This window comes from Chryseobacterium sp. DZ-32 (genome assembly GCF_059587025.1).
In genome coordinates, this window is sequence record NZ_JCAIOM010000013.1 from 1 (window position 1) to 20,276 (window position 20,276).

At 36.8% G+C, this 20,276-nt stretch carries 17 protein-coding genes; 15 read left to right on the forward strand and 2 right to left on the reverse strand.

The features are described 5' to 3' along the window. Positions 1 to 217 precede the first annotated feature (217 nt). From AC59HC_RS15170 to AC59HC_RS15200, 7 genes are all read left to right on the forward strand, one after another. Positions 218 to 1,126, forward strand: coding sequence for a 1-aminocyclopropane-1-carboxylate deaminase/D-cysteine desulfhydrase (locus AC59HC_RS15170; RefSeq protein ID WP_202838883.1), 909 nt, complete (start codon positions 218 to 220; stop codon positions 1,124 to 1,126). Between the two features lie 66 nt (positions 1,127 to 1,192). Then, on the forward strand, positions 1,193 to 2,251 hold the full coding sequence (locus AC59HC_RS15175) for a glucosaminidase domain-containing protein (RefSeq protein WP_227943005.1): 1,059 nt from the start codon (positions 1,193 to 1,195) through the stop codon (positions 2,249 to 2,251). A 16-nt stretch (positions 2,252 to 2,267) separates the two neighbouring features. Next, a complete protein-coding gene (locus AC59HC_RS15180; protein ID WP_202838885.1) occupies positions 2,268 to 3,236 on the forward strand; it encodes a hypothetical protein in 969 nt (322 codons plus the stop codon). 19 nt (positions 3,237 to 3,255) lie between these two features. Next, positions 3,256 to 4,545 carry a glutamate-1-semialdehyde 2,1-aminomutase gene (gene hemL, locus AC59HC_RS15185; RefSeq protein ID WP_411414670.1) on the forward strand — a complete coding sequence of 430 codons (1,290 nt, stop codon included), beginning with the start codon at positions 3,256 to 3,258 and terminating at the stop codon, positions 4,543 to 4,545. A gap of 299 nt (positions 4,546 to 4,844) precedes the next feature. Beyond that, complete coding sequence (locus AC59HC_RS15190) at positions 4,845 to 6,188, forward strand: amidohydrolase (RefSeq protein WP_496558930.1); 1,344 nt, start codon at positions 4,845 to 4,847, stop codon at positions 6,186 to 6,188. A gap of 184 nt (positions 6,189 to 6,372) precedes the next feature. Continuing rightward, positions 6,373 to 7,218, forward strand: a complete 846-nt coding sequence (locus tag AC59HC_RS15195) for an AraC family transcriptional regulator (RefSeq protein ID WP_496558931.1) — start codon at positions 6,373 to 6,375, stop codon at positions 7,216 to 7,218. A gap of 78 nt (positions 7,219 to 7,296) precedes the next feature. Then, positions 7,297 to 8,535, forward strand: coding sequence for an amidohydrolase (locus AC59HC_RS15200; RefSeq protein WP_496558932.1), 1,239 nt, complete (start codon positions 7,297 to 7,299; stop codon positions 8,533 to 8,535). Positions 8,536 to 8,947: 412 nt separating this feature from the next. On the opposite strand, the gene AC59HC_RS15205 is transcribed toward AC59HC_RS15200, so the two are convergent. After that, entirely contained in the window at positions 8,948 to 10,357 is a 1,410-nt protein-coding gene (locus AC59HC_RS15205; RefSeq protein WP_496558933.1) for a beta-helix domain-containing protein, read from the reverse strand. Between the two features lie 44 nt (positions 10,358 to 10,401). Beyond that, positions 10,402 to 13,191, reverse strand: coding sequence for a TonB-dependent receptor (locus tag AC59HC_RS15210; protein WP_202838891.1), 2,790 nt, complete (start codon positions 13,189 to 13,191; stop codon positions 10,402 to 10,404). A 325-nt stretch (positions 13,192 to 13,516) separates the two neighbouring features. Here AC59HC_RS15210 and AC59HC_RS15215 point away from each other — a divergent pair, with 325 nt between their 5' ends. The 8 genes from AC59HC_RS15215 (at position 13,517) to AC59HC_RS15250 (ending at position 20,264) form a co-directional block, all read left to right on the forward strand. Then, a complete protein-coding gene (locus AC59HC_RS15215; RefSeq protein WP_002977493.1) occupies positions 13,517 to 14,191 on the forward strand; it encodes a response regulator in 675 nt (224 codons plus the stop codon). 48 nt (positions 14,192 to 14,239) lie between these two features. After that, positions 14,240 to 15,271 carry a sensor histidine kinase gene (locus AC59HC_RS15220; protein ID WP_496558934.1) on the forward strand — a complete coding sequence of 344 codons (1,032 nt, stop codon included), beginning with the start codon at positions 14,240 to 14,242 and terminating at the stop codon, positions 15,269 to 15,271. Between the two features lie 133 nt (positions 15,272 to 15,404). Beyond that, positions 15,405 to 16,004, forward strand: a complete 600-nt coding sequence (locus tag AC59HC_RS15225; protein WP_137905915.1) for an IS1096 element passenger TnpR family protein — start codon at positions 15,405 to 15,407, stop codon at positions 16,002 to 16,004. 292 nt (positions 16,005 to 16,296) lie between these two features. Next, positions 16,297 to 17,646 (forward strand): alpha-amylase family glycosyl hydrolase, encoded by a 1,350-nt coding sequence (locus AC59HC_RS15230; protein ID WP_202838892.1) that lies wholly within the window; start codon positions 16,297 to 16,299, stop codon positions 17,644 to 17,646. A 130-nt stretch (positions 17,647 to 17,776) separates the two neighbouring features. Then, positions 17,777 to 18,217, forward strand: a complete 441-nt coding sequence (locus AC59HC_RS15235) for a hypothetical protein (RefSeq protein ID WP_110010190.1) — start codon at positions 17,777 to 17,779, stop codon at positions 18,215 to 18,217. A 16-nt stretch (positions 18,218 to 18,233) separates the two neighbouring features. Beyond that, a complete protein-coding gene (locus AC59HC_RS15240) occupies positions 18,234 to 18,884 on the forward strand; it encodes a hypothetical protein (protein WP_110010189.1) in 651 nt (216 codons plus the stop codon). Between the two features lie 137 nt (positions 18,885 to 19,021). Next, entirely contained in the window at positions 19,022 to 19,816 is a 795-nt protein-coding gene (locus AC59HC_RS15245) for a thymidylate synthase (protein WP_110010188.1), read from the forward strand. 229 nt (positions 19,817 to 20,045) lie between these two features. Beyond that, positions 20,046 to 20,264: a hypothetical protein gene (locus AC59HC_RS15250; RefSeq protein WP_110010187.1), complete on the forward strand. Its 219-nt coding sequence runs from the start codon at positions 20,046 to 20,048 to the stop codon at positions 20,262 to 20,264. Positions 20,265 to 20,276: the final 12 nt, after the last annotated feature.

Consider the following 20,276-nt stretch of genomic DNA (forward strand, 5'->3'; position numbering starts at 1 on the left):
TGAGTTATTTAGCCAAAACTGTTCTCTCACCCCTTTTGCTTTGTATGTAAATTTATTCTTTTGCAAACATAGGAGCCAAAACTTAAAAAAGTATCAAACAACCATCTGTAGAAATCCGTGTTATCTATGGTAAAAAAACAATAAAAACAACAAATTGTCACAACACTAAATCTTTTCCTACTTTTGTAAAGAATAAACTCTGATTCGTAAAACTGAAATGCTATTAAAACTTCCCCCAGAACCTGTTTCCATCAAGGAAATTCCAATTCATAAAAACGTAAAGCTTTTCATTAAAAGGGAAGATCAGATTCATCCGTTAATTTCAGGAAATAAATACTGGAAGCTTTTTCACAATGTCAATAACTATCTCGAAAAAAATCAGGGAAACCCTTATATCATTACTTTTGGAGGTGCTTTTTCCAATCACATTGCTGCGGTTTCTGCCGTAGGGAATATGGCGGGTATTCCAACACTGGGAATCATCAGAGGAGAAGAACTGGAGCAAAAATGGCGCGATAACCCAACTTTACTTTTTGCGAAAAGAAATGGAATGAACCTGAAATTTGTCACCCGCGAAGAATACCGTCACAAAGAAAAACTCACGGAATTCCTTCAGCAGGAGTTTCCTGAGGCATTGATAGTTCCTGAAGGAGGTACCAATAAAGATGCTGTGGAAGGGGTAAAAATGATGCTCAACGAACAAACAAAAGATTTTGACTATCTTTGCACCGCAGTTGGAACCGGAGGTACTATTGCTGGAATTTCAAAATTTTGTGAAGAGAATCAGAAAGTTATAGGATTTAAAGCTGTTGACGATGCTTCTCTGGAAAATAAAATTTTTGAATTAACTTTGAGACAGAATTTTAATCTAATAAATTCATGTTTTGGAGGTTATGGTAAAATAAGTGATGGAAACGTCCGTTTTATCAATGATTTCAAGGAGAGATACGGTATTCCTCTGGAACCGGTTTATACAGGGAAAATGATGGAGAAGATTTTTGAACTGATAGAAGAAGAATATTTTCCTGAAAACAGTAAGATTTTGTGCTTTCACACTGGTGGATTACAGGGGATTGAAGGAGCTAATCTGCTGTTGGAAAAACAGAATAGAAATTTAATTATATAAGTAAAATTGAAAAACATGAAACACTTAGTGTTCCATCTTTCATTTTAAAACAATAAAAAATATAAGATGAAAAGACTTTTTCTATCCATAAGCCTTTTAGTTTTATCAAAATTTTCAGCCCAGACTTGGGCAACCGAAGATCAGTATATTCAGAAGTTTGCTAAATATGCAGTAGAAGAAATGGAAAAATACAAAATTCCGGCTTCTATTACCCTTGCTCAGGGATTATTGGAAACCGGAGGCGGGCAGAGCAGACTGGCACAGGAAGGTAAAAACCACTTCGGTATAAAATGTAAAGAAGACTGGACCGGTAGAACAATGAAGCATACCGATGATGCACCCAATGAGTGTTTCCGTGTATACGATGATCCAAGACAGTCTTATGAAGACCATTCTATATTTTTATCCACAAGAAAATATTACGCCAACCTTTTCAAACTGGATATGAAAGATTACAGAGCGTGGGCAACCGGCTTAAAAAAAGCAGGATATGCTACCAACCCGCGCTATGCTTCCATTCTTATCTCCAAAATTGAAAAGTATAAATTATATGAATACGACAATACCAATTCCAATGAAGTATTGTATGCTGTTCTTAAAATGTACCCGGATCTGAAAGACGACAGAACTTTCATGGCACAGCTGGAGCCTTCAAAAGCCAACAGAAAAGCTAAAGAACCGGTTACGGTAGAAGTTCCCTACAAACAGACTTCCTACGCACAACAACAAAAAAGAGTAGAGAGAATCAAAACGAAAGCTGAAATTCTTAATTCTATTCTTATCAAAAGCCATCCGAATGACGGGCTGAAATATATTATCATTCCTGAAGATACCGATGTAAAATTCATTGCCAATAAATTCAAAGTAAGCGAAAGCAGGCTGATGAAGTGGAATGAACTGGAAAATGAAACGTTGAAGAAAAATGATATCGTTTTCCTTGAATCCAAAAATTCTACAGGTAATACAGCAACTTACAAAGCTGAATACGGAGAAGATATGCATGATATTGCACAGAAATTCGGAATCAAGTTAAATAAATTATATGCTAAAAACAGAATGGATGAAGGGCAGCAGCCTTCAGCAGGACAGCTGATTTATTTAATAGACAAAAAACCGCGAAACTAATAACGATTCCAAAGCCATGAGAATATTAAATGTGAAATCTAAATATCTGTCGATATTTCTGATATTCATGTCGTGTACAATATTTTCACAGGATCAAAATTATATTCCTTACAGAAAAGGAAAGTTGTGGGGATTGTGTGATGTTAATAAATTTATAGCTGTACAGCCGCAATATAGCAGTATAAGCAGCTATGATGAATCCATAGGAGGATTTCATGCAGAACAAAATGGAAGATTTGGTATCGTAGATCGAAATGCTGTTATCATCATGCCATTTATTTCCAATACACCCATATCTGTAGAACGAGATAAATATCTGGTTTTTGATGGATGGGATTATTATTACTATTCCATCAAGACCAAAATGCGTCTTGACAAATATATTAAGCAAGAAAGTTATCCTGTAAGAGACAGTGGTTGGGAAAATTATAGTCCGCTTAACAGAAATAACGCAAAATTGACATTAAGCAGGGAAGATCTTGATGATGATGATCTGGATATGCTGGAGTCATATGATAATGATGGTTATCAATGGAATTACAAAGCTGATTTTCTGGAGATTATGGACGGAAATACCTATGTCGGGATGTATGTCCCTAAACTTAAGAAAGTATTTCTCAATACACAGGATATAGCATACGTAGGATGGCAGTTTTATAAAGGTAAACCTTATATTTTGACAACCAACGTTTCAGGTTTTTTGGGGTTAGCAGATGAAAATTTGCGGGAGGTTTATCCTATACGATATGAAACAATCAATCTGATAGATGACAGCCATTTAGTTGTTCTTTCAGAACCTGATCCGAATAACAGAAATAATGTGATTTTTAAGACAATTCTTCCCAATAATAAGGTTTTATACGGAAAATTTGAGCCAGCTATGATCGTTTTGAAAAATGGCAATCCTTTTCAGATATATTACATGATAAGTAATGGGCAGAAAAATTATGCAGGAGAAGATGGAACCCTTTACTTTGAGGGTTAAATAATAAAATAAAAGAAAAATGAAGTATCAAAGAAGTTCGGCTTTATTTGATGAAGCCTACAAATACATTCCGGGAGGTGTAAACTCTCCGGTAAGAGCATTCAAATCCGTAGGAGGAGTGCCCGTTTTCATGAAATCGGCAAAAGGAGCTTACCTTACCGATGCAGATGACAATACTTACATCGATTATATTAACTCATGGGGCCCAGCCATTTTAGGACATACACATCCTGAAGTATTGGAAGAACTGAAAATACAGGCAGAGAAAGGATTCTCTTTCGGTGCACCTACAGAGCTGGAAACAGAAATTGCAAAATTCATCATTGAAAATGTTCCTAATATTGACCAGATCAGAATGGTTTCTTCAGGAACAGAAGCATGTATGAGTGCCATAAGACTGGCAAGAGGATATACAGGAAGAGATAAGATTGTAAAATTTGAAGGCTGCTATCACGGACATTCAGATTCATTCCTGATCAAAGCAGGAAGCGGCGCCGCTACATTCGGAAATCCAAACTCTCCGGGAGTAACTTCCGGAACTGCAAAAGATACTTTGCTGGCCCGTTATAATGATTTTGAACAGGTTCAGGATTTATTCCGCCACAATCCGGGAGAAATTGCAGCTGTAATTATAGAACCTGTAGCAGGGAATATGGGCTGTGTACTGCCTGAAAACGATTTCTTACAAAACCTGAGAAAGATCTGTGATGAAAACGGTGCTTTGTTAATCTTTGATGAAGTAATGACCGGTTTCAGATTAGCTTTCGGAGGTGCACAGGAACTTTTCAATGTAAAAGCAGATTTAGTGACTTACGGAAAGGTAATCGGTGGAGGTCTTCCGGTAGGAGCTTTCGCAGGAAGAAATGAAATTATGGATCACCTTGCACCAAAAGGAGGGGTATACCAGGCGGGAACATTAAGCGGAAATCCTTTAGCCATGAGAGCCGGATTAAAAACTCTTCAGCTTATTAAAAATGATCCTGAGTTTTTCAACAGATTGGAGAAAACAACAGAAACATTGGATTTTGAAATAGGGAAAATTCTGAATGAAAAAGGAATCGCTCACAGAATCAACAGAAAAGGTTCTATGATGTCTGTATTCTTCCATATTAAAAGTGTTTCCAACTTTGATGAGGCACAGGAAGCTAACCACTCATTGTTCAATAATTTCTTCCATCAAATGTTACAGAATGGAGTATATCTTCCGCCAAGCGGTTATGAAACTTACTTCATCAGTGATGCGATCAAGGATAAAGAAATTGATATGACACTGGAAGCAGTAAGAAAATTTGAATATTCAAATAAATAAAAATAAATGAAGCCGGATTTTAGATCCGGTTTTTTTATGGAAAAGAAAATTGATTTGATGAGTTTAGATTGAAAAAAATCAACGCAATCTTTGTCACTGCGGTAGAAGAGTAAAAACAGCATAATCTGGATTTTTATGGAATGACAAGCGTTGTGGGATACTCTTAGTTGTAGTGTAGAAAGATAAACTGAGTATTTCAGCAGGGAATTACCACAAAGTATAAATCATACAGATTTTGTAATAAACCATACACCTCATTCAAGGGGCTTCTTTTTAATTTTGTCTTAAATAGATTGGAAATGAAGACCTCAGACAATACCATCTCCCGTAAAGATTTTATCCGGAATTCAGCGTTGGCTGTAGCGGGATTAACTTTAATACCTAATATCATGACTGCATCGCCTTTCGATGAGAAAAATCTTTCAGCAAAAGGAAAAATGAACCTTAAGAATGTTCGTTTGGAAACAGGATTTGAATACCAAGATGGGGAAGTGACTTCTACCAAAACGGATCTATTTTATGTTGAAGTTGAGAACGGAAAAATTATAAAGATTTCACCCAATCAACCTAATGCTAAAGCGGTAGATGCAAAAGGACTGTTGATGCTTCCTGCATTTAAGGATATGCACATCCATTTGGATAAAACCTTTTATGGTGATCAATGGCAGGCCGTTAGAAAAAGAACAGGAGGTGTCAAAGGAATGATAGAACTGGAGCAGAAAATGCTTCCTGAGATGCTGAAGAATTCAACTTTCAAAGCCGAAAAACTGATTGAGTTATTACAGTCTAAGGGAACTTCCTTTGCAAGAAGTCACGTGAATATTGAGCCGACTTCCAAACTTCAGTCATTAAAAAATCTTCAGAAAGCTTTAGAAAACAAAAAGAAAGGCTTTGAAGCTGAATTGGTAGCCTTCCCACAACATGGTGTTTTCTATACGGATTCCGTACCTTATCTGAAAGAAGCTGCGAAGATGGACATCGATTTTATTGGTGGAGTAGATCCGTTCAACATTGATGGCGATATTGAAAAAGTGGTAGACTTTACTGTTCAGCTTGCTTTAGACAATAAAAAAGGAATAGATATTCACTTACACGAAACCGGAGACTCGGGATTGAAAACGGTAGAATACCTGATTAAAAAAGTAAACGAAAACCCAGCTCTTAAAGGAAAAACATATGTAAGCCACTGTTTTGTTCTTGGAAAATTAGAAGCCGCAAAACAGGAAGAAATTGCTGAAAAATTAGGTGAAGCACAGATCGGAATTGTTTCTACAATCCCTTTCGGAAGGTTGATTATGCCAATACCAACACTTTACAAGCATAATGTAACTGTTCTCACAGGAAATGACAGCATTGTAGACCACTGGAATACTTTCGGGACAGGAAGCGTACTTCAGAAAGCCAATTTAATGGCACAATTGTATGGATATTCAACAGAGTTTTTATTATCAAGAAGCTTAAAACTGGCAACTGGAAATATCCTTCCGTTAGATGATAAAGGAACTCAGCAATGGCCAAAGTCGGGTGATAAAGCAAATTTTGTATTGATCAAAGCAAGTTGTTCTGCAGAAGCAGTATCAAGAATTTCAGACGTGGAGTCTTTAGTTCATGAAGGAAACGTTGTTTTTGAAAAAAAGGATTAAATAAATTAATATATAATCTAGTTGTGTTTTTTCAACCATAAAGGGGATGAAAAGTTTACGAAAAGTCACGAAACGAAGATGGAAAATGAAGATAGCGTGATACAATAAAGCTTTTGTTCCTTTTGTGGTTGTTTTAGTTTTTTCTCTCGTAAATTTTAGTAATTTTAGGAGAAAATCAGGCAGAGTGGCTTACCATACAGATCATTTTCCTATTTTGGGAATACAGGAATTTAGTGAAAATCAGCTGAACGGCTGTAATTTGCTGTTTAATGATCTCTCCGGAGCACGTTCCATTGATGAACCCCATAAACATGATTTTTTCATCATTAATCTCTTTGAGCACGGAGCAGGATCACATACCATCGATTTTACAGAATATCAGGTAAAAGATTATCAGATTCACCTTGTTTTTCCTGATCAGGTACATCAATGGGTGATTGGAAAAGAAACCATCGGTTATCAGCTGATGATCAGCCGGGACTGGTTCGAAAGTTTTCTGCCCTCATTAAGATTTTCTGCCTCTTATTATCAGAACCATCCGGTAATCACTCTTTCTGAAGAAACGTTTGCGAAGTTTTTTTATGAATTTCAGGAAATCCGGAAAGAACTGAATGGAGAAAAAGTATTCTGGGAATTGATCCAGAAAAGAAGTGAATTAATTGGTCTGCTGGTAAGTAAATCTGTGGAAGGCGCTTTTAAAGACTTTGAAATCTATAACTCAAATCCTATTATTTCAAAATTTCTGCATTTGATTGATGAATATTTTAAAACAGAAAGATCTGTATCATTTTATGCCGATAAGCTGAATATTTCTGCCAACTACCTGAATATTGTCTGTAAGAAAAATCTCAATGCTTCAGCATCTTCACTTATTCAGGACCGCATTTTACTGGAAGCCAAAAGACTGCTGAAAGTTTCCGAAATGTCTGTAAAAGATATTGTTTATGATCTTGGTTTCTATGATCATGCCAGCTTTTCCAAATTCTTTAAAGCGCAGACGGGAATGACACCTTCCCAATTCAAAGAATAATCTGTACAAAACAAGACATGATTGATACACCGGTTTTACTTCAGGCCGGCTTAATTTTGTATTGTTAAATTTTACATCATGAAATTTCCCTATCAATTAACTGCAAAAGGAAACTATTCCCTGAAAAATGTCCGTCTGGAAACAGGTTTTGAATACGAAAATGAAGAGGTTACCGGAACAAAAACAGACCTTTTCAGTATTGAAATTGAAGACGGAAAAATAAAAACAGTAAAAGCCAATGATCCGGCTTCCAATGCCATCGATGCTAAAGGATACCTGATGCTTCCCGCATTCAGGGATATGCACATTCATCTGGATAAAACATTATATGGCCTTCCCTGGCAGGCCCTTTCTCCGAAAAGAAAAACGGTGAAAGATATGATCGCCTATGAGCAGGAAATCATTCCTGAATTGCTGAAAACTTCGGTAAGCAGGGCAGAGCAGCTGATCAGTTTACAACAGCATTACGGAACGCATTTCGTAAGAACGCATTTCAATATTGATCCTACATCAGGACTGAAATCTCTGGAACATCTTGAGGAGGCTCTTGAAAACAAAAAAGATTCTTTTAAAGCTGAACTGGTGGCCTTCCCGCAGCATGGAGTGTATTACACAGAATCTGCTCCTTGGATGAAAGAAGCAGCCCAATTGAAAAGTGTAGGATTTATTGGCGGACTGGATCCTTTCAGTATTGATGGAAGCATTGAAAAAGTAATGGATTTTACGGTTCAGCTGGCTTTAGATCACAACAAAGGAATTGATATTCATCTGCACGAAGCAGGAGAGTCCGGAATGAAAACGATCAATTATCTGATTGATAAAGCGATCGAAAACCCGGTACTTCAGGGAAAAACGTTTGTAAGCCATGCATTTGCTTTAGCTCATCTTTCTCCTAAAGAAACTGAACAGATTGCGGAAAGACTGGCTGCCGGAAAAGTAGGAATCGCTTCTTCCGTACCTTTTAAAGGAAAAGTAATGCCTATTACAACCCTGAAAAAATACGGAGTAAACGTATTGATTGGAAATGACAACGTACAGGACTACTGGAGCACTTTCGGATCCGGAAGTATGCTGCAGAAAGCGAATCTTATTGCTGAACTGTACGGTTATACTACAGAATATGCCCTTTCAAGAGCTTTGCAGTTTGCGACTCAAGCCATTCTTCCTCTGGATGAAAAAGGAAACCAGCAGTGGCCAAAAACCGGTGATGAAGCCGCTATTGTTCTGACAGACGCGTCATGTTCTGCAGAAGCTGTTTCCAGGATGTCCGAAATTAAAGCCCTGATGAATGGCGGGAATTTATTCTGGAGAAATTAATGTGAAGTATATATATTTTTATACACTTGTTTTTTGTAACTGCCATCGGAAGCTTTTCTGGTGGCTTTTTTTGTATGGAGTGCGGGATTCGAGGTTTTGAGATTCGTGATTCGAGTTTTGAGATTATGATTATAAATTTCGAGATTATTTATATTCAATAGGAACGGGCTTTAGCCCGTTTGAATGGAAAAAAATATACCTCAGGCTTTAGCAAAACTTATGAAAGAATATCTGTATTCAAACCCCAAAATTACTGTTCATATTCCCTTTATATGTTTTACAATGTGAACATCTATTCATATTCAAAATTCCTACTATTTGTAATATCCCGTAATAACGATAAAAAAAGCCCCCGGAAATTACTTCCGGAGGCCTCTATTTGAAATTAAATCTAGGTACTTATATGATGATGTTATAAGTTAAAGTTAGTCCATCCTGCATACCATGTATCCGTAGCATCTTTTACAGCACCTCTGTAAGTAACCTGCGTAAACCAGGTTGCTAATTTAGCGTTTGTAAATGCTCCACCTGTTAATAATGGAGAACCTGAAGTAGGGGTAAAGTTTGGAGTAGTTCCTGCAGGAGCCCAAGCACCGGCAAGTTTTACATCAGCTGTAGAAGCAAGGATGGTGTTTCCTTTAGCATTGAACCATGTAGTAAGGTCAGCTAACGTATACGTCGTCGGCGTAGAAGTTGATGGGCCAAATTTTAAAGGAGTTGTAGTTCCAGCCAATATGTTGTTTTCGAAGAATAATTTGTTACCAACAATATTGTTATCTGTTGGAGAACCTTTCGTAGCATCGATGAATAAACCAACCGGGAATCCTGTGAATACAGAGTTGAATACAGAGATAGAAGAGTTTCTTCTGATCTGTAGTGCATTCTGGAATAGCGCATTGATTGATCCCGGAGCTGCAGAGTTGATTGGCCCGATAATCGTCATGTTAGAGAACGTAGCGGATGTTTGAGGGGCTAAAGTAGAACCGTTGGCATCATTATCAGATTCAAATGCGTTAGAACCTGAAACGTCTGCTACCTGAGAATCTCTTACTGCGATACCAAACTGTACCTTTCCTGAATACCCGTTGTCAGTATCGAAATCGTCATCAAGACCTTTGTAAGAAATAAGGTGAGAACAGTTTACTGTTCCTCCGAACCACTCAAAACTGTCATCGTTAGCATAAGCAACCTCTACATAATCTACTGTAGTTCCGTTACCTACACCACCGAATGTAAGTCCGTTAACCTCTTTATCTGGTAAAAATGCATATCCTGCATATTCTATTCTTACATATTTTAATACACCACTATTATCAGCAGCATTGGTTCCGCCATAAAGTCCAAGACCTTCAGAGTTGTTGATTCCTCCTTCAATTTCTCCAACTCCGTTTGCGCCTCCGAAAGATGCATTGGTAGGAGCGTTTCCTAAAATAACTAAACCTGCCCAGTCTCCTCTTTTAGGACTTGGTTTTTCTGAAGTGAAAATAATAGGGTTGGCAGCAGTACCTTCTGCCATGATTTTACTTCCTCTTGTAATGATCAAAGCTCCGTTTTTATCAGCTTCACCTACAATCTTTGTACCTGGCTCGATCGTTAAAGTAGCTCCGTTAGTTACATATACCAGTCCTCTCAGCTTATAGATTTTATTGGCTTTAAGTGTAGTATTGGAAGTGATTTTTCCTGAAAGAATAAGGTTTTCAGTTTCTCCGTTTCCGTTACCTCCATTTTGAATAATGGTAGGTCCATCTTCTTCTATATTTCTACATGCGGTAGTTGATACTAGAGCGCCAAGCATTAAAGAATATAAAACGAACTTTTTCATGTTATAAAGAATTAAATTATTTATTAGATTATTTGTTGAATGAATTAAAAATTGTATCCCAGTGTTAAACTGATATTGGTTCCTGTAAGTCTTTCAATAGCAAGAGCATCTTTGCTGTCATACTTGCCATTGTCGTTCAGGTCATGGTAGAATTTGGCACGACGGTTCAGGATGTCTGAAACATTCAGCTTGATCTCTCCTTTGTTGCTCCATAGTTTTTTAGAAAGCTGGAAGTCTAAAAGAGGTCTTGGTGCTTCCCAGATTGGTGGAACCTGATCGTTCCCTACATAAAGGATTCTTCTTCCGATCATGTTGAACAATAGCGTTGAAGACCATCCTGATTTTTCAGTATCATACTGAAGACTTAGGTTGACAGTATATGGAGATTGTCCCTGCATTGGTCTGTCAATATTGGTAGCTTCGTCTGTTACTCTGTTTTTGATTAATGCTACGTTTCCACCCAAAGTAAAGTTTTTAAGAGCGCTTACAAAATCCAGTTTTTTTCTGGCTTCCACTTCTAATCCGTAAGCATCAGCTTTATCTACGTTAAGATAGTTGAAGGTGTTACTCGTTCCTACCCCTGATTGGTTGAAGTATAATTCGATCGGTTTTTTGAAGTTTTTATAGAAACCGGCCACGGAAATAATTTCCCCGTTTCTTGGGTAGAATTCCCAGCGAAGGTCGGCACTCGTAATTTTGGTTCTTTCGATAGATTTGTTACCGATTACAGTTGCTCCCAGATCAAAATCATAATATGCCAAAGGAGAAACTTCTCTAAATTCTGGTCTTACAACAGTTTGTGAACCTGCAAGACGGATATTCATTTTAGGATTTACCTTGAATGTTAAGTTCACAGCAGGTAAGAAATCTGTAACACGAGTGTTTACAAAACGGTCATCGCTTTTCTTCGTGCTTCCTACCAACTGATCAAAGTTCTCCACTCTTAATCCCCAGACAGCTCTTAACCATGGTGTGAAGTTATTGTCAAACTGTAAGTATCCTGCGTTAAGGATGGTGTTGGCAATATATCTGTACTGGTTTCCTGCAATTTCATCAAATGTGAATCCACCGTTAGTTCCGAAGTTACCAGGATTGAAGATGGTTTCAAAAGGCTGGGAAAGTAATCCCTGATTGAAGTTTTCAAGCCTTACAGAGAATGGTCTTGAGTTGTATATTCTGTCTTTTACCTGGAATAAATAACCTCCTTTGATCGTTTGTTTTTGTCCAAACATCGTAAACGTCTTGGAAACATCACCTCCTGCATTATATAAATAGTCGCTTAGGGTGGAGTAGAATACACTTCCTGATTTTTGAGAAAGACCATTAGAAATTAATGCTAAATAAGGGCTTCCCGGCATATTCGTATATTGGTTATACTGTAAACGCTGCAGCAAAGGAATGTATTGATCAAGGATTCCGAAACTTCCGTACCAGTTCACGGTCAATCCGCCAAGTACATCAATTTTATGATTACCGGAAAGGGTAGAATTGTAGAAAGTCGTTTCTTTAAATCCAATTTCCCTTGCCATGATATTGGTACCGTTGATCGGATCAAATTCAAAGTCCTTTCCTGTTCTGAAGGACATGTGGTTTACCGTATTGTTGGTAATGATATTCTTTAAGGAGATTTTATTATTGTTGTTCAGCTTTAAAGAAAGGTTCAACATCCCTCCTAAAATAATATCATTGCTGTATTTTTCTGTAAAATAATCGAAGTTGGTATCAGCAAGCTGGTCGTTGATGGTAAAGAAACGATTGGTAGATTCGGTTCTTCTTTTGTTGTTACTGTAGTTTAAAACAGCAATTACCCCTAAATCTTTTCCGAATACTTTCGTGTTGAAACCTCCGTCTAACTGTAAACTTAAGTTTTCAGGATAACCAATGCTGTTGTATCCCAGATTCTTGGTATATCCTTTACCAATCTCTGTTTTTTGCGCTTCAGTCAGAATACTGAAAGCATTTTTCGCAGGCATATTGGTAGGAAGTTTTCTGTATCCGTCATCAATTCCTAAAAAGTCCCATTTTCCTCCTTTCTGCATATGGAATTCCTGTCCCATAGTAGCCGTGTTTCCACCTACACCTACCTGTACATTGAAGAAGTTCTTATTAGGAATATCCTTCGTATTTACCTGAATCAAAGCACCTCCCCATTCTCCTGTATATTCCGGAATGAACGTTTTGTTGATAACAAGGGTTTCGATAACGTTAGCAGGGAAAAGGTCAAAAGAGAAAGTCTTTCTGTCAGGCTCCGTACTGGATAACTGAATACCGTTCAGCATGGCCTGGTTATAACGGTCTGATAAACCTCTTACTACAATATATTTTCCGTCGAATAAACTCACCCCTGAAACTCTTTTCAGAACTTCACCGGTGTTTCTGTCCGGACTTCTTTTAATCGCTTCAACACCGATAACCTGAGAAACTACACCGGCATTCTTTTGTAAACCGATGGTAGAGGCTATGGTTTCTTTTCTTGCGTTTGATTTTATGACAACTCCCTCAATTTCTTTCTCTTTGGTAGAGGGCTTATCCAGAACGATATCAAGATGGGTGTTACCTTCATTTTTGATAATAACTTCACTGATCTCTTTTCTGTTATACCCGTTGGAACTTACGGTTACAATGTAATTGGTGCCAGGGGAAAGGTTGATAGAGTAGTATCCGGAAATGTCAGTGGTTACTTCCTGACCATTTACTTTTACCTTTACACCTTCTATTGGAGTATTATCTTTCTCGTCCAATACCCTACCTTCCAAAATCTGACTTTGTGCAAAAGCATAGCCAGCAGAAAACAAGGCAAGTAGCATGATGCTCTTGTGGAGTTGTTTTTTCATTATTACTTCTTTTACTTCTTTTTCAAGGGCAAAATAAAGGCTAAGTTTTTAAGAAAACTTTAGGAGAATCTTAATTAATTATGAAGTTTGTATTAACGAAAGAACAGATTTTATACTTATCGATGTTTAATTTATATAATTATAATTTTTGTTTTAATGTTAATTATTATTCCTTATATTTGATTTGTGTATATTTATTTATTGATTTTTTTATTGATTTTGTAATTAATGTGTAAAATGTAATTTTTTAATAATTAGTTAACATTTGGCGGATAGATGAAATCAATTGAAATAATTAATTTTGTGGGAATTCTTAAACTAGAAGATGAGCAAAAAAATTCTTTTAATAGACGATGAACTGGACATTTTAGAGATTCTGTCTTACAATTTGGAAAAAGAAGGGTATGATATCTATACCGCTACCAATGGTAACGAAGGTATAGAAAAAGCAAAGGAAATTGTTCCGGATCTTATCTTATTAGATGTCATGATGCCTGAAAAAGATGGTATAGAAACCTGTCAGGAACTTCGTAAAGTGAAAGAACTGCAAAAAACACTTATCGTGTTCCTTTCTGCAAGAAGCGAAGAGTTTTCTCAATTAGCAGGTTTTCAGGCGGGTGCTAATGATTACATTGTAAAACTGATCAAACCGAAAATCCTTATCTCTAAAGTGAATGCATTATTACAGCTGACCTCTCAGGTGTCTGACAATGCTAAACTCATCGAAATCGGAGACCTTGTTATCGACAAAGATAACTTCAGGGTTTCCAAGAGCGGACAGCAATTTCTTCTTCCTAAAAAAGAATTTGATTTGCTTTACCTTTTGGCTTCCAATACGGAGAAGGTTTTCAAAAGAGAAGAGATCCTGGAAAAAGTTTGGGGTAATGATGTGATCGTAGGAGAAAGAACCATTGATGTTCACATCAGAAGACTAAGAGAAAAACTGGGAATCAATACGATTCAGACATTGAAAGGGATTGGGTATAAACTGATCGTTTAATTATTTAAAAATCCTAACTTTACGTTCAATCATTAAAACGTTGTAAAATTGAAATTTTACAGACTTACCCTCGTTGCCTCCTGTCTGCTGACACTGGTAATGCTCCTTTTAGTAGTCGTATTCGATTCGCTGAAAGATATCTATTATGAGACCCCTTTGTTCAAAACGGGTCTTTCCATCTGTATTATCCTGATCTTTATGATCAACTGTGTAGTACTGGAGCTGCTGTTTAATTATTACGGAAGAAAGCAGGTGAAAGGACTTTCCGGAATCCTTCCTCAGGAAATGGTTCATGATAATGATGAAAATATAACCATTAAAGAATTAGGAGAAAGATTTTCAGACCTTAATCAGCAGAGAGCTTCCGAAATTGATATGATGAAAGAGATGGAAAGTTACCGTAAAGAATACATCGGAAATGTTTCCCATGAGCTGAAGACTCCTCTTTTTTCTATCCAAGGATATGTAGAAACCCTAAGAGACGGCGGCGTGGATAATCTTACAATCCGTGACAAATATCTGGAGAGAATTGATAAATCGGTAGAAAGACTGATCGCTATTGTGACAGATCTTGATATGATTAACAGGCTGGAAGCCGGTGAAATCAATCTTACCGTTTCAAAATTCGATGTGAATCTTCTGATCAAAGAGATTTTTGACCTTCTTGATCTTGAAGCTGAAAAACGAAATACAACATTACAAATTCAGACCCTTCATCCGCAGATTTTTGTGGAAGCCGATAAACAGAAAATCTCCCAGGTTTTTATTAATCTGATTTCCAATGCTATTCATTATGCCAACAGGCAGGAAGCAAAAGTGATCGTAAAAACCAGTGTCCTTAAAAATAAGGTTCTGATCGAAGTGATAGACAATGGAATGGGTATCAAATCTGAAATTCTTCCAAGAATCTTCGAAAGATTTTATCGTGTGGAAACCAGCAGAAGCAGAAGAGAAGGCGGCTCCGGACTTGGTCTGGCTATTGTAAAACACATCCTTGAAGCTCACAACGAAAACATTACGGTAGAAAGCGTTTACCTTGAAGGGACGAAGTTCAGTTTTATGCTTGAAAAAAGTAAATAATTCCGGCAAAATGTAAGAAAAAAAAATATTTTAAAAAATCCTGAAATATTTTTTTGTCACATGTCATTTATTATATATTTGCAACAGAGATTTATCATAATTATAAAGGCAAAAAGTAATTTAAGAAACTGATATGGTTTACAAAATCCGCGTAATATTAGATGCGAAAGAGGATATTTTCCGTGATGTCGAAGTTAAGGGAAAACAAACGTTATGGAACTTACATTTAGGAATTAAAAGTGCATTCAGTCTGCAGGGAGATGAACTTTCTACTTTTAATCTGTTGGAAGATGACGGAACGATCGTAAAAAGTGTCCCATTGGAAGATATGAGTGATGATGGTGATGGTGAGATCATGTCAGATGTTTACATTGATGAAGCTTTTGAAAATGTAGGTGACAAAGCGCAATTCCAGTATGGACTTCTTGATCTTTGGGAATTCTTCTGCGAGCTTGTGGAAGTAATTGAAGAAACAAAAGGCGTGAACTATCCGATCACCGTATACCGATTTGGAAATGTTCCATTAAAAGCTCCCAGCAAAAACGGAAGTGCCGGAGGTGGCAAAAAGAAATCAGCAATGCCATTGGTAGATGATGAGTTCGGTTTTGATGATGATTTCGTAGCGGGAGGAAACTTTTCAGATGAAGATGATGACAGCTTTGATGATGAGGAAGAAGAAGACTACAATGACGATGTCTTTGATGAGGAAGATGACAATGACGATGAAAGATAGTCAACAAAAATATCTCAGCCCTGGATTTTAATCCGGGGCTTTTTTATGGAGTTTTACTTATGCTTTTTTTACAGAATTTCTTTAAATTTTTATTTTGAAACATTAATATTGGTATTAAGTTGTTAATATAAGCTTCGCTTTAAGCTTAAAAATCAGAATGATTCATCTTAACTAGACTTTATTTCTTAAATCCTTCTTAATGGTTTTAATAGATCCAGCATTTTTTATAAGTCTAAATACTACTTATCCTTTTTCTCCAAAAACAATCCTTACTTTTGTTAAAAATAGTTTAATGAAAAAAATAATTTTGTTAGCTGTAATTGGTCTGGGAATTGTTTCCTGTACCACTCAAAAAAAAATCCGGAAGATGACAGAACTGCCAAAAGATTGGAAACATAATACAAATATTTACGAAGTAAACATAAGACAATACACTCAGGAAGGAACTTTCAAAGCATTTGCAAAAGAAATGCCCCGACTGAAATCTATGGGAGTAAAAACACTCTGGTTTATGCCTGTTACTCCGATTGCCCGGCAAAATAAAAAGGGAAGTCTGGGGAGTCCTTATGCCGCAGCAGATTATACTTCCATCAATCCTGAATTCGGAACCCTGCAGGATTTTAAAGATATGGTGAATGAAGCTCACAGGTTAGGATTCAAAGTCATCATCGACTGGGTAGCCAATCATACCGGCTGGGATCATCTATGGACAAAAACACATCCTGAATTTTATCTTAAAGATCCGGATGGAAAATTCCATATTGCTTCCGGAATGGATGATATTATTGAATTGGATTATAAAAACCAGGAAATGCGCCAGGCAATGATTGATGCTATGAAGTTCTGGGTACAGGAAACCAATATCGACGGTTTCCGGTGTGACCTTGCTTCATGGGTAGAAGTCGATTTCTGGGAACAGGCACGTCCTGAAGTGGAAAAAATAAAGCCTCTTTTCTGGTTGGGAGAATTTGATGAACTGGAAAGTCCGGAGTACGGTAAAGTTTTCGACGCCAGTTATTCCTGGAAATGGATGCATAAATCTGCTGACTATTACAAAAATAATGAACCTCTTCAGGAATTAAAAGATCTTCTGAGACAATATTCCAATATCGGAGACGCTTCAATGAGAGCCTGGTTTACCACGAATCACGATGAAAACTCATGGAACGGAACCGAATATGAAAAATACGGAGTCATTACAAAACCTATGGCAGTATTCTCTGCAACATGGAATGGCATTCCGTTATTATATTCCGGCCAGGAACTTCCAAATATGAAGAGATTGGAATTTTTCGAAAAAGATGCTATCAAATGGACCAATACCTATCAGGCTGCAGATTTCTATAAAACATTATTGGATTTAAAAACATCAAATCCTGCATTAAGAGGAGGTGATTCCAATGTGACCACCTATCTTCTTAATACGACAGCCAATGATAAAATTCTTGCTTATGTAAGGAAAAATGGGAAAGATGAAGTGCTGGTAGTCCTGAACATGTCAAAAGAACCGCTTAATTTCTCCATTGAAGACGAACATCTGTCCGGAACCTTCAGAAATGTTTTTGATAAAACCAAAAGAGATTTCAGCAATGGAAAAGATTTTAGTTTTAAGGTATCTGATTTTGCCGTATTTGAAAAGTAATATTTAAATCTTTGGCTTTATCTTAATGCATAGTCACTAAGCAGTACCTAATTCCCCTCCGCTGGAGGGGTGTCAAAATCTATGATTTTGACGGGGTGGTTTATCTGCCCGCAATAAAAAAGATCATCCAATGAACAAACAGGAAATAATCAATATCATTAAAGCAAAAGCCGCAGATAAAATCCGGTATTTTGAAAATCTTATTGCAGAAACACGGGCTTCCAACAATGACACCAAAAGCTCGATGGGTGATAAATATGAAACCGGAAGAGAAATGCTTCAGCAGGAAATCAATAACCTGCAGAGGCAGCTCAATGAAGTGTTGAATCAACAGGCTGTTTTGCAGAAAATAACTTCTGATCCTTCGGAAAAAGTTCAGAACGGAACATTGGTGAAAACCAATAAAGGAATGTTTTATGTTGCGGCGTCAATGGGAGAGATTATTGTTGAGAACCAGAAAATCATGACGGTTTCTGCAGAATCTCCTTTAGTGAAGGCTATGTTTGGCAAGAAAATGGGAGAGACATTTACCATCAACAATATCAGTCAGGATATTGAGCATATTTGGTAATAATCTTTAAAATAATATGAAAATTAAAAATTTATTTTTCCTTGCCTTTTTATTGGTAGGTTTGGCGGTCAATGCACAGGTTCGTGCCTCCGTTTCGTCAAAAACGTATGATCTGGAAACAGTTAAATTTACTGTAGATGGTTTTGTGTTTACACTTAATGCAGACGGGTCAATTGCTGATTTTAATGCTCCTGACCTGAATGGCAAGCTGGAATACTATGATGATCAGGTTTTTGATAAAGTGAAATATGGAAAACTTAAAAGCATTGGAAACGTTAAAATAGATTACTGGGAAGATTCTACTTTCACTAAGGAAAAAGCCGGTAAGCTGAAACGTTTAGGGAATATTTCCGTAGACTATTGGGAAGATTCTGCCTTTACTGAAGAAAAAGCAGGTAAGGTAAAGAAAATAGGAAATCTTGCTATAGATTATTGGCCTAATGATATCATAGATAACAGCAAGATGGGCAAGCTGAAAACGATAGGATCTATTGTGATAGATTATGGAGCAAAAGACGTGATTGATCAGAGTAAGTATAAAAAGCTTGTAAAATTCGGTCCTGTGAGTCTTGATTATTATACTGATAGTTTTATAGACGAAAACAGAAACGGACAGCTGAAATCCATTAACGGAAACAGTGAAAAAATTAGTGTCTCTGTATTGTAATCCATCTGTTGTCTTAATTGGCTGAGAGTGTAGTCTATACATTCATTTATCGAAAAAAACATAAATCTCTTATAAAAAGTATCCATAGGCAGGATGCTTTTTTTTTACTAAATTTGGTCCATAAATTCCTTATCAAAATGCAAAACTACCTGGACCTTTTACAGCATATTTTAGACAACGGAACTGATAAAACAGATAGAACAGGCACCGGAACAAGAAGTGTTTTCGGATATCAGCTGAGATATGATCTGTCTAAAGGATTTCCCTTGGTAACGACGAAAAAAGTGCATTTGAAATCCATTATCTATGAGTTGCTTTGGTTCCTGAAAGGAGATACCAATATTAAGTATCTTAATGATAACGGGGTAAGCATCTGGGATGAATGGGCAGATGAAAATGGAAATCTGGGACCTGTTTATGGTGCACAATGGAGAAGCTGGAATGGAGCAGACGGAAAAGTAGTAGACCAGATTACAGAAGTAATTGACCAGATCAAAAAAAATCCGGATTCCAGAAGACTTATCGTATCAGCATGGAATGTTGCAGAAATTCCTAACATGGCTTTGGCTCCTTGTCATGCCTTGTTCCAGTTCTACGTAGCTGATGGTAAATTATCGCTGCAGCTGTATCAGAGAAGTGCAGATGTTTTCCTTGGTGTACCGTTCAATATTGCAAGTTATGCATTGCTGCTGATGATGGTAGCTCAGGTATGTGATCTTGAAGTAGGGGATTATGTTCACAGTTTTGGAGATGTTCATATTTATAACAATCATTTTGAACAGGTAAACAGACAGCTTGGAAGAGAACCACGATCACTTCCTACAATGAAATTAAATCCTGACGTTAAAAATATCTTTGATTTCGATTTCGAGGACTTTACGCTGGAAAATTATGATCCGCATCCGGGGATCAAAGCTCCTGTAGCCATTTAATTTTTTATATCTTTTTATTTTTTAAATTTACTTCTATTACTTTCATGTGAATAGATGATATTGTCTGTGGTCATAAGTCAGGGAATTAGAATATAAATCCTTTACTACGCTTTCTTTTGGCAATAGTTTCTTACATTTGGAAGAACAATGCCCGTTCACCGGATTTCTTTTGTAAGATGATCCGTTGGGAGGCAATATATCATAAATGTCAAATGCTTAAGAACAGATTATGAAGTATTTAAAAATTAATATTGAAGAAAATGCAGATATTGAAGTACTGAAGAATGCTGTACTTCAGCTGAAAGGTGTGGCATCCGCAGAAATAGTGGATGACGAAAATCCGGAAAGTGAACTCAAAAAAGCGTTTGCAAAAACGAAGGAACAACTTAAAAAGGGCGACTATGAAACCCTTGTTAATGATATTTTCGACATCATCATAAAAAAATAATTCTAAAAAATA

Bases quoted from the DNA above. Each gene is read 5' to 3' on its own strand.
- AC59HC_RS15170 (WP_202838883.1), top strand. From the start codon at position 218: ATGCTATTAAAACTTCCCCCAGAACCTGTTTCCATCAAGGAAATTCCA.
- AC59HC_RS15175 (WP_227943005.1), top strand. From the start codon at position 1,193: ATGAAAAGACTTTTTCTATCCATAAGCCTTTTAGTTTTATCAAAATTT.
- AC59HC_RS15180 (WP_202838885.1), top strand. From the start codon at position 2,268: ATGAGAATATTAAATGTGAAATCTAAATATCTGTCGATATTTCTGATA.
- hemL (WP_411414670.1), top strand. From the start codon at position 3,256: ATGAAGTATCAAAGAAGTTCGGCTTTATTTGATGAAGCCTACAAATAC.
- AC59HC_RS15190 (WP_496558930.1), top strand. From the start codon at position 4,845: ATGAAGACCTCAGACAATACCATCTCCCGTAAAGATTTTATCCGGAAT.
- AC59HC_RS15200 (WP_496558932.1), top strand. From the start codon at position 7,297: ATGAAATTTCCCTATCAATTAACTGCAAAAGGAAACTATTCCCTGAAA.
- AC59HC_RS15205 (WP_496558933.1), bottom strand. From the start codon at position 10,357: ATGAAAAAGTTCGTTTTATATTCTTTAATGCTTGGCGCTCTAGTATCA.
- AC59HC_RS15210 (WP_202838891.1), bottom strand. From the start codon at position 13,191: ATGAAAAAACAACTCCACAAGAGCATCATGCTACTTGCCTTGTTTTCT.
- AC59HC_RS15215 (WP_002977493.1), top strand. From the start codon at position 13,517: ATGAGCAAAAAAATTCTTTTAATAGACGATGAACTGGACATTTTAGAG.
- AC59HC_RS15225 (WP_137905915.1), top strand. From the start codon at position 15,405: ATGGTTTACAAAATCCGCGTAATATTAGATGCGAAAGAGGATATTTTC.
- AC59HC_RS15230 (WP_202838892.1), top strand. From the start codon at position 16,297: ATGAAAAAAATAATTTTGTTAGCTGTAATTGGTCTGGGAATTGTTTCC.
- AC59HC_RS15235 (WP_110010190.1), top strand. From the start codon at position 17,777: ATGAACAAACAGGAAATAATCAATATCATTAAAGCAAAAGCCGCAGAT.
- AC59HC_RS15240 (WP_110010189.1), top strand. From the start codon at position 18,234: ATGAAAATTAAAAATTTATTTTTCCTTGCCTTTTTATTGGTAGGTTTG.
- AC59HC_RS15245 (WP_110010188.1), top strand. From the start codon at position 19,022: ATGCAAAACTACCTGGACCTTTTACAGCATATTTTAGACAACGGAACT.
- AC59HC_RS15250 (WP_110010187.1), top strand. From the start codon at position 20,046: ATGAAGTATTTAAAAATTAATATTGAAGAAAATGCAGATATTGAAGTA.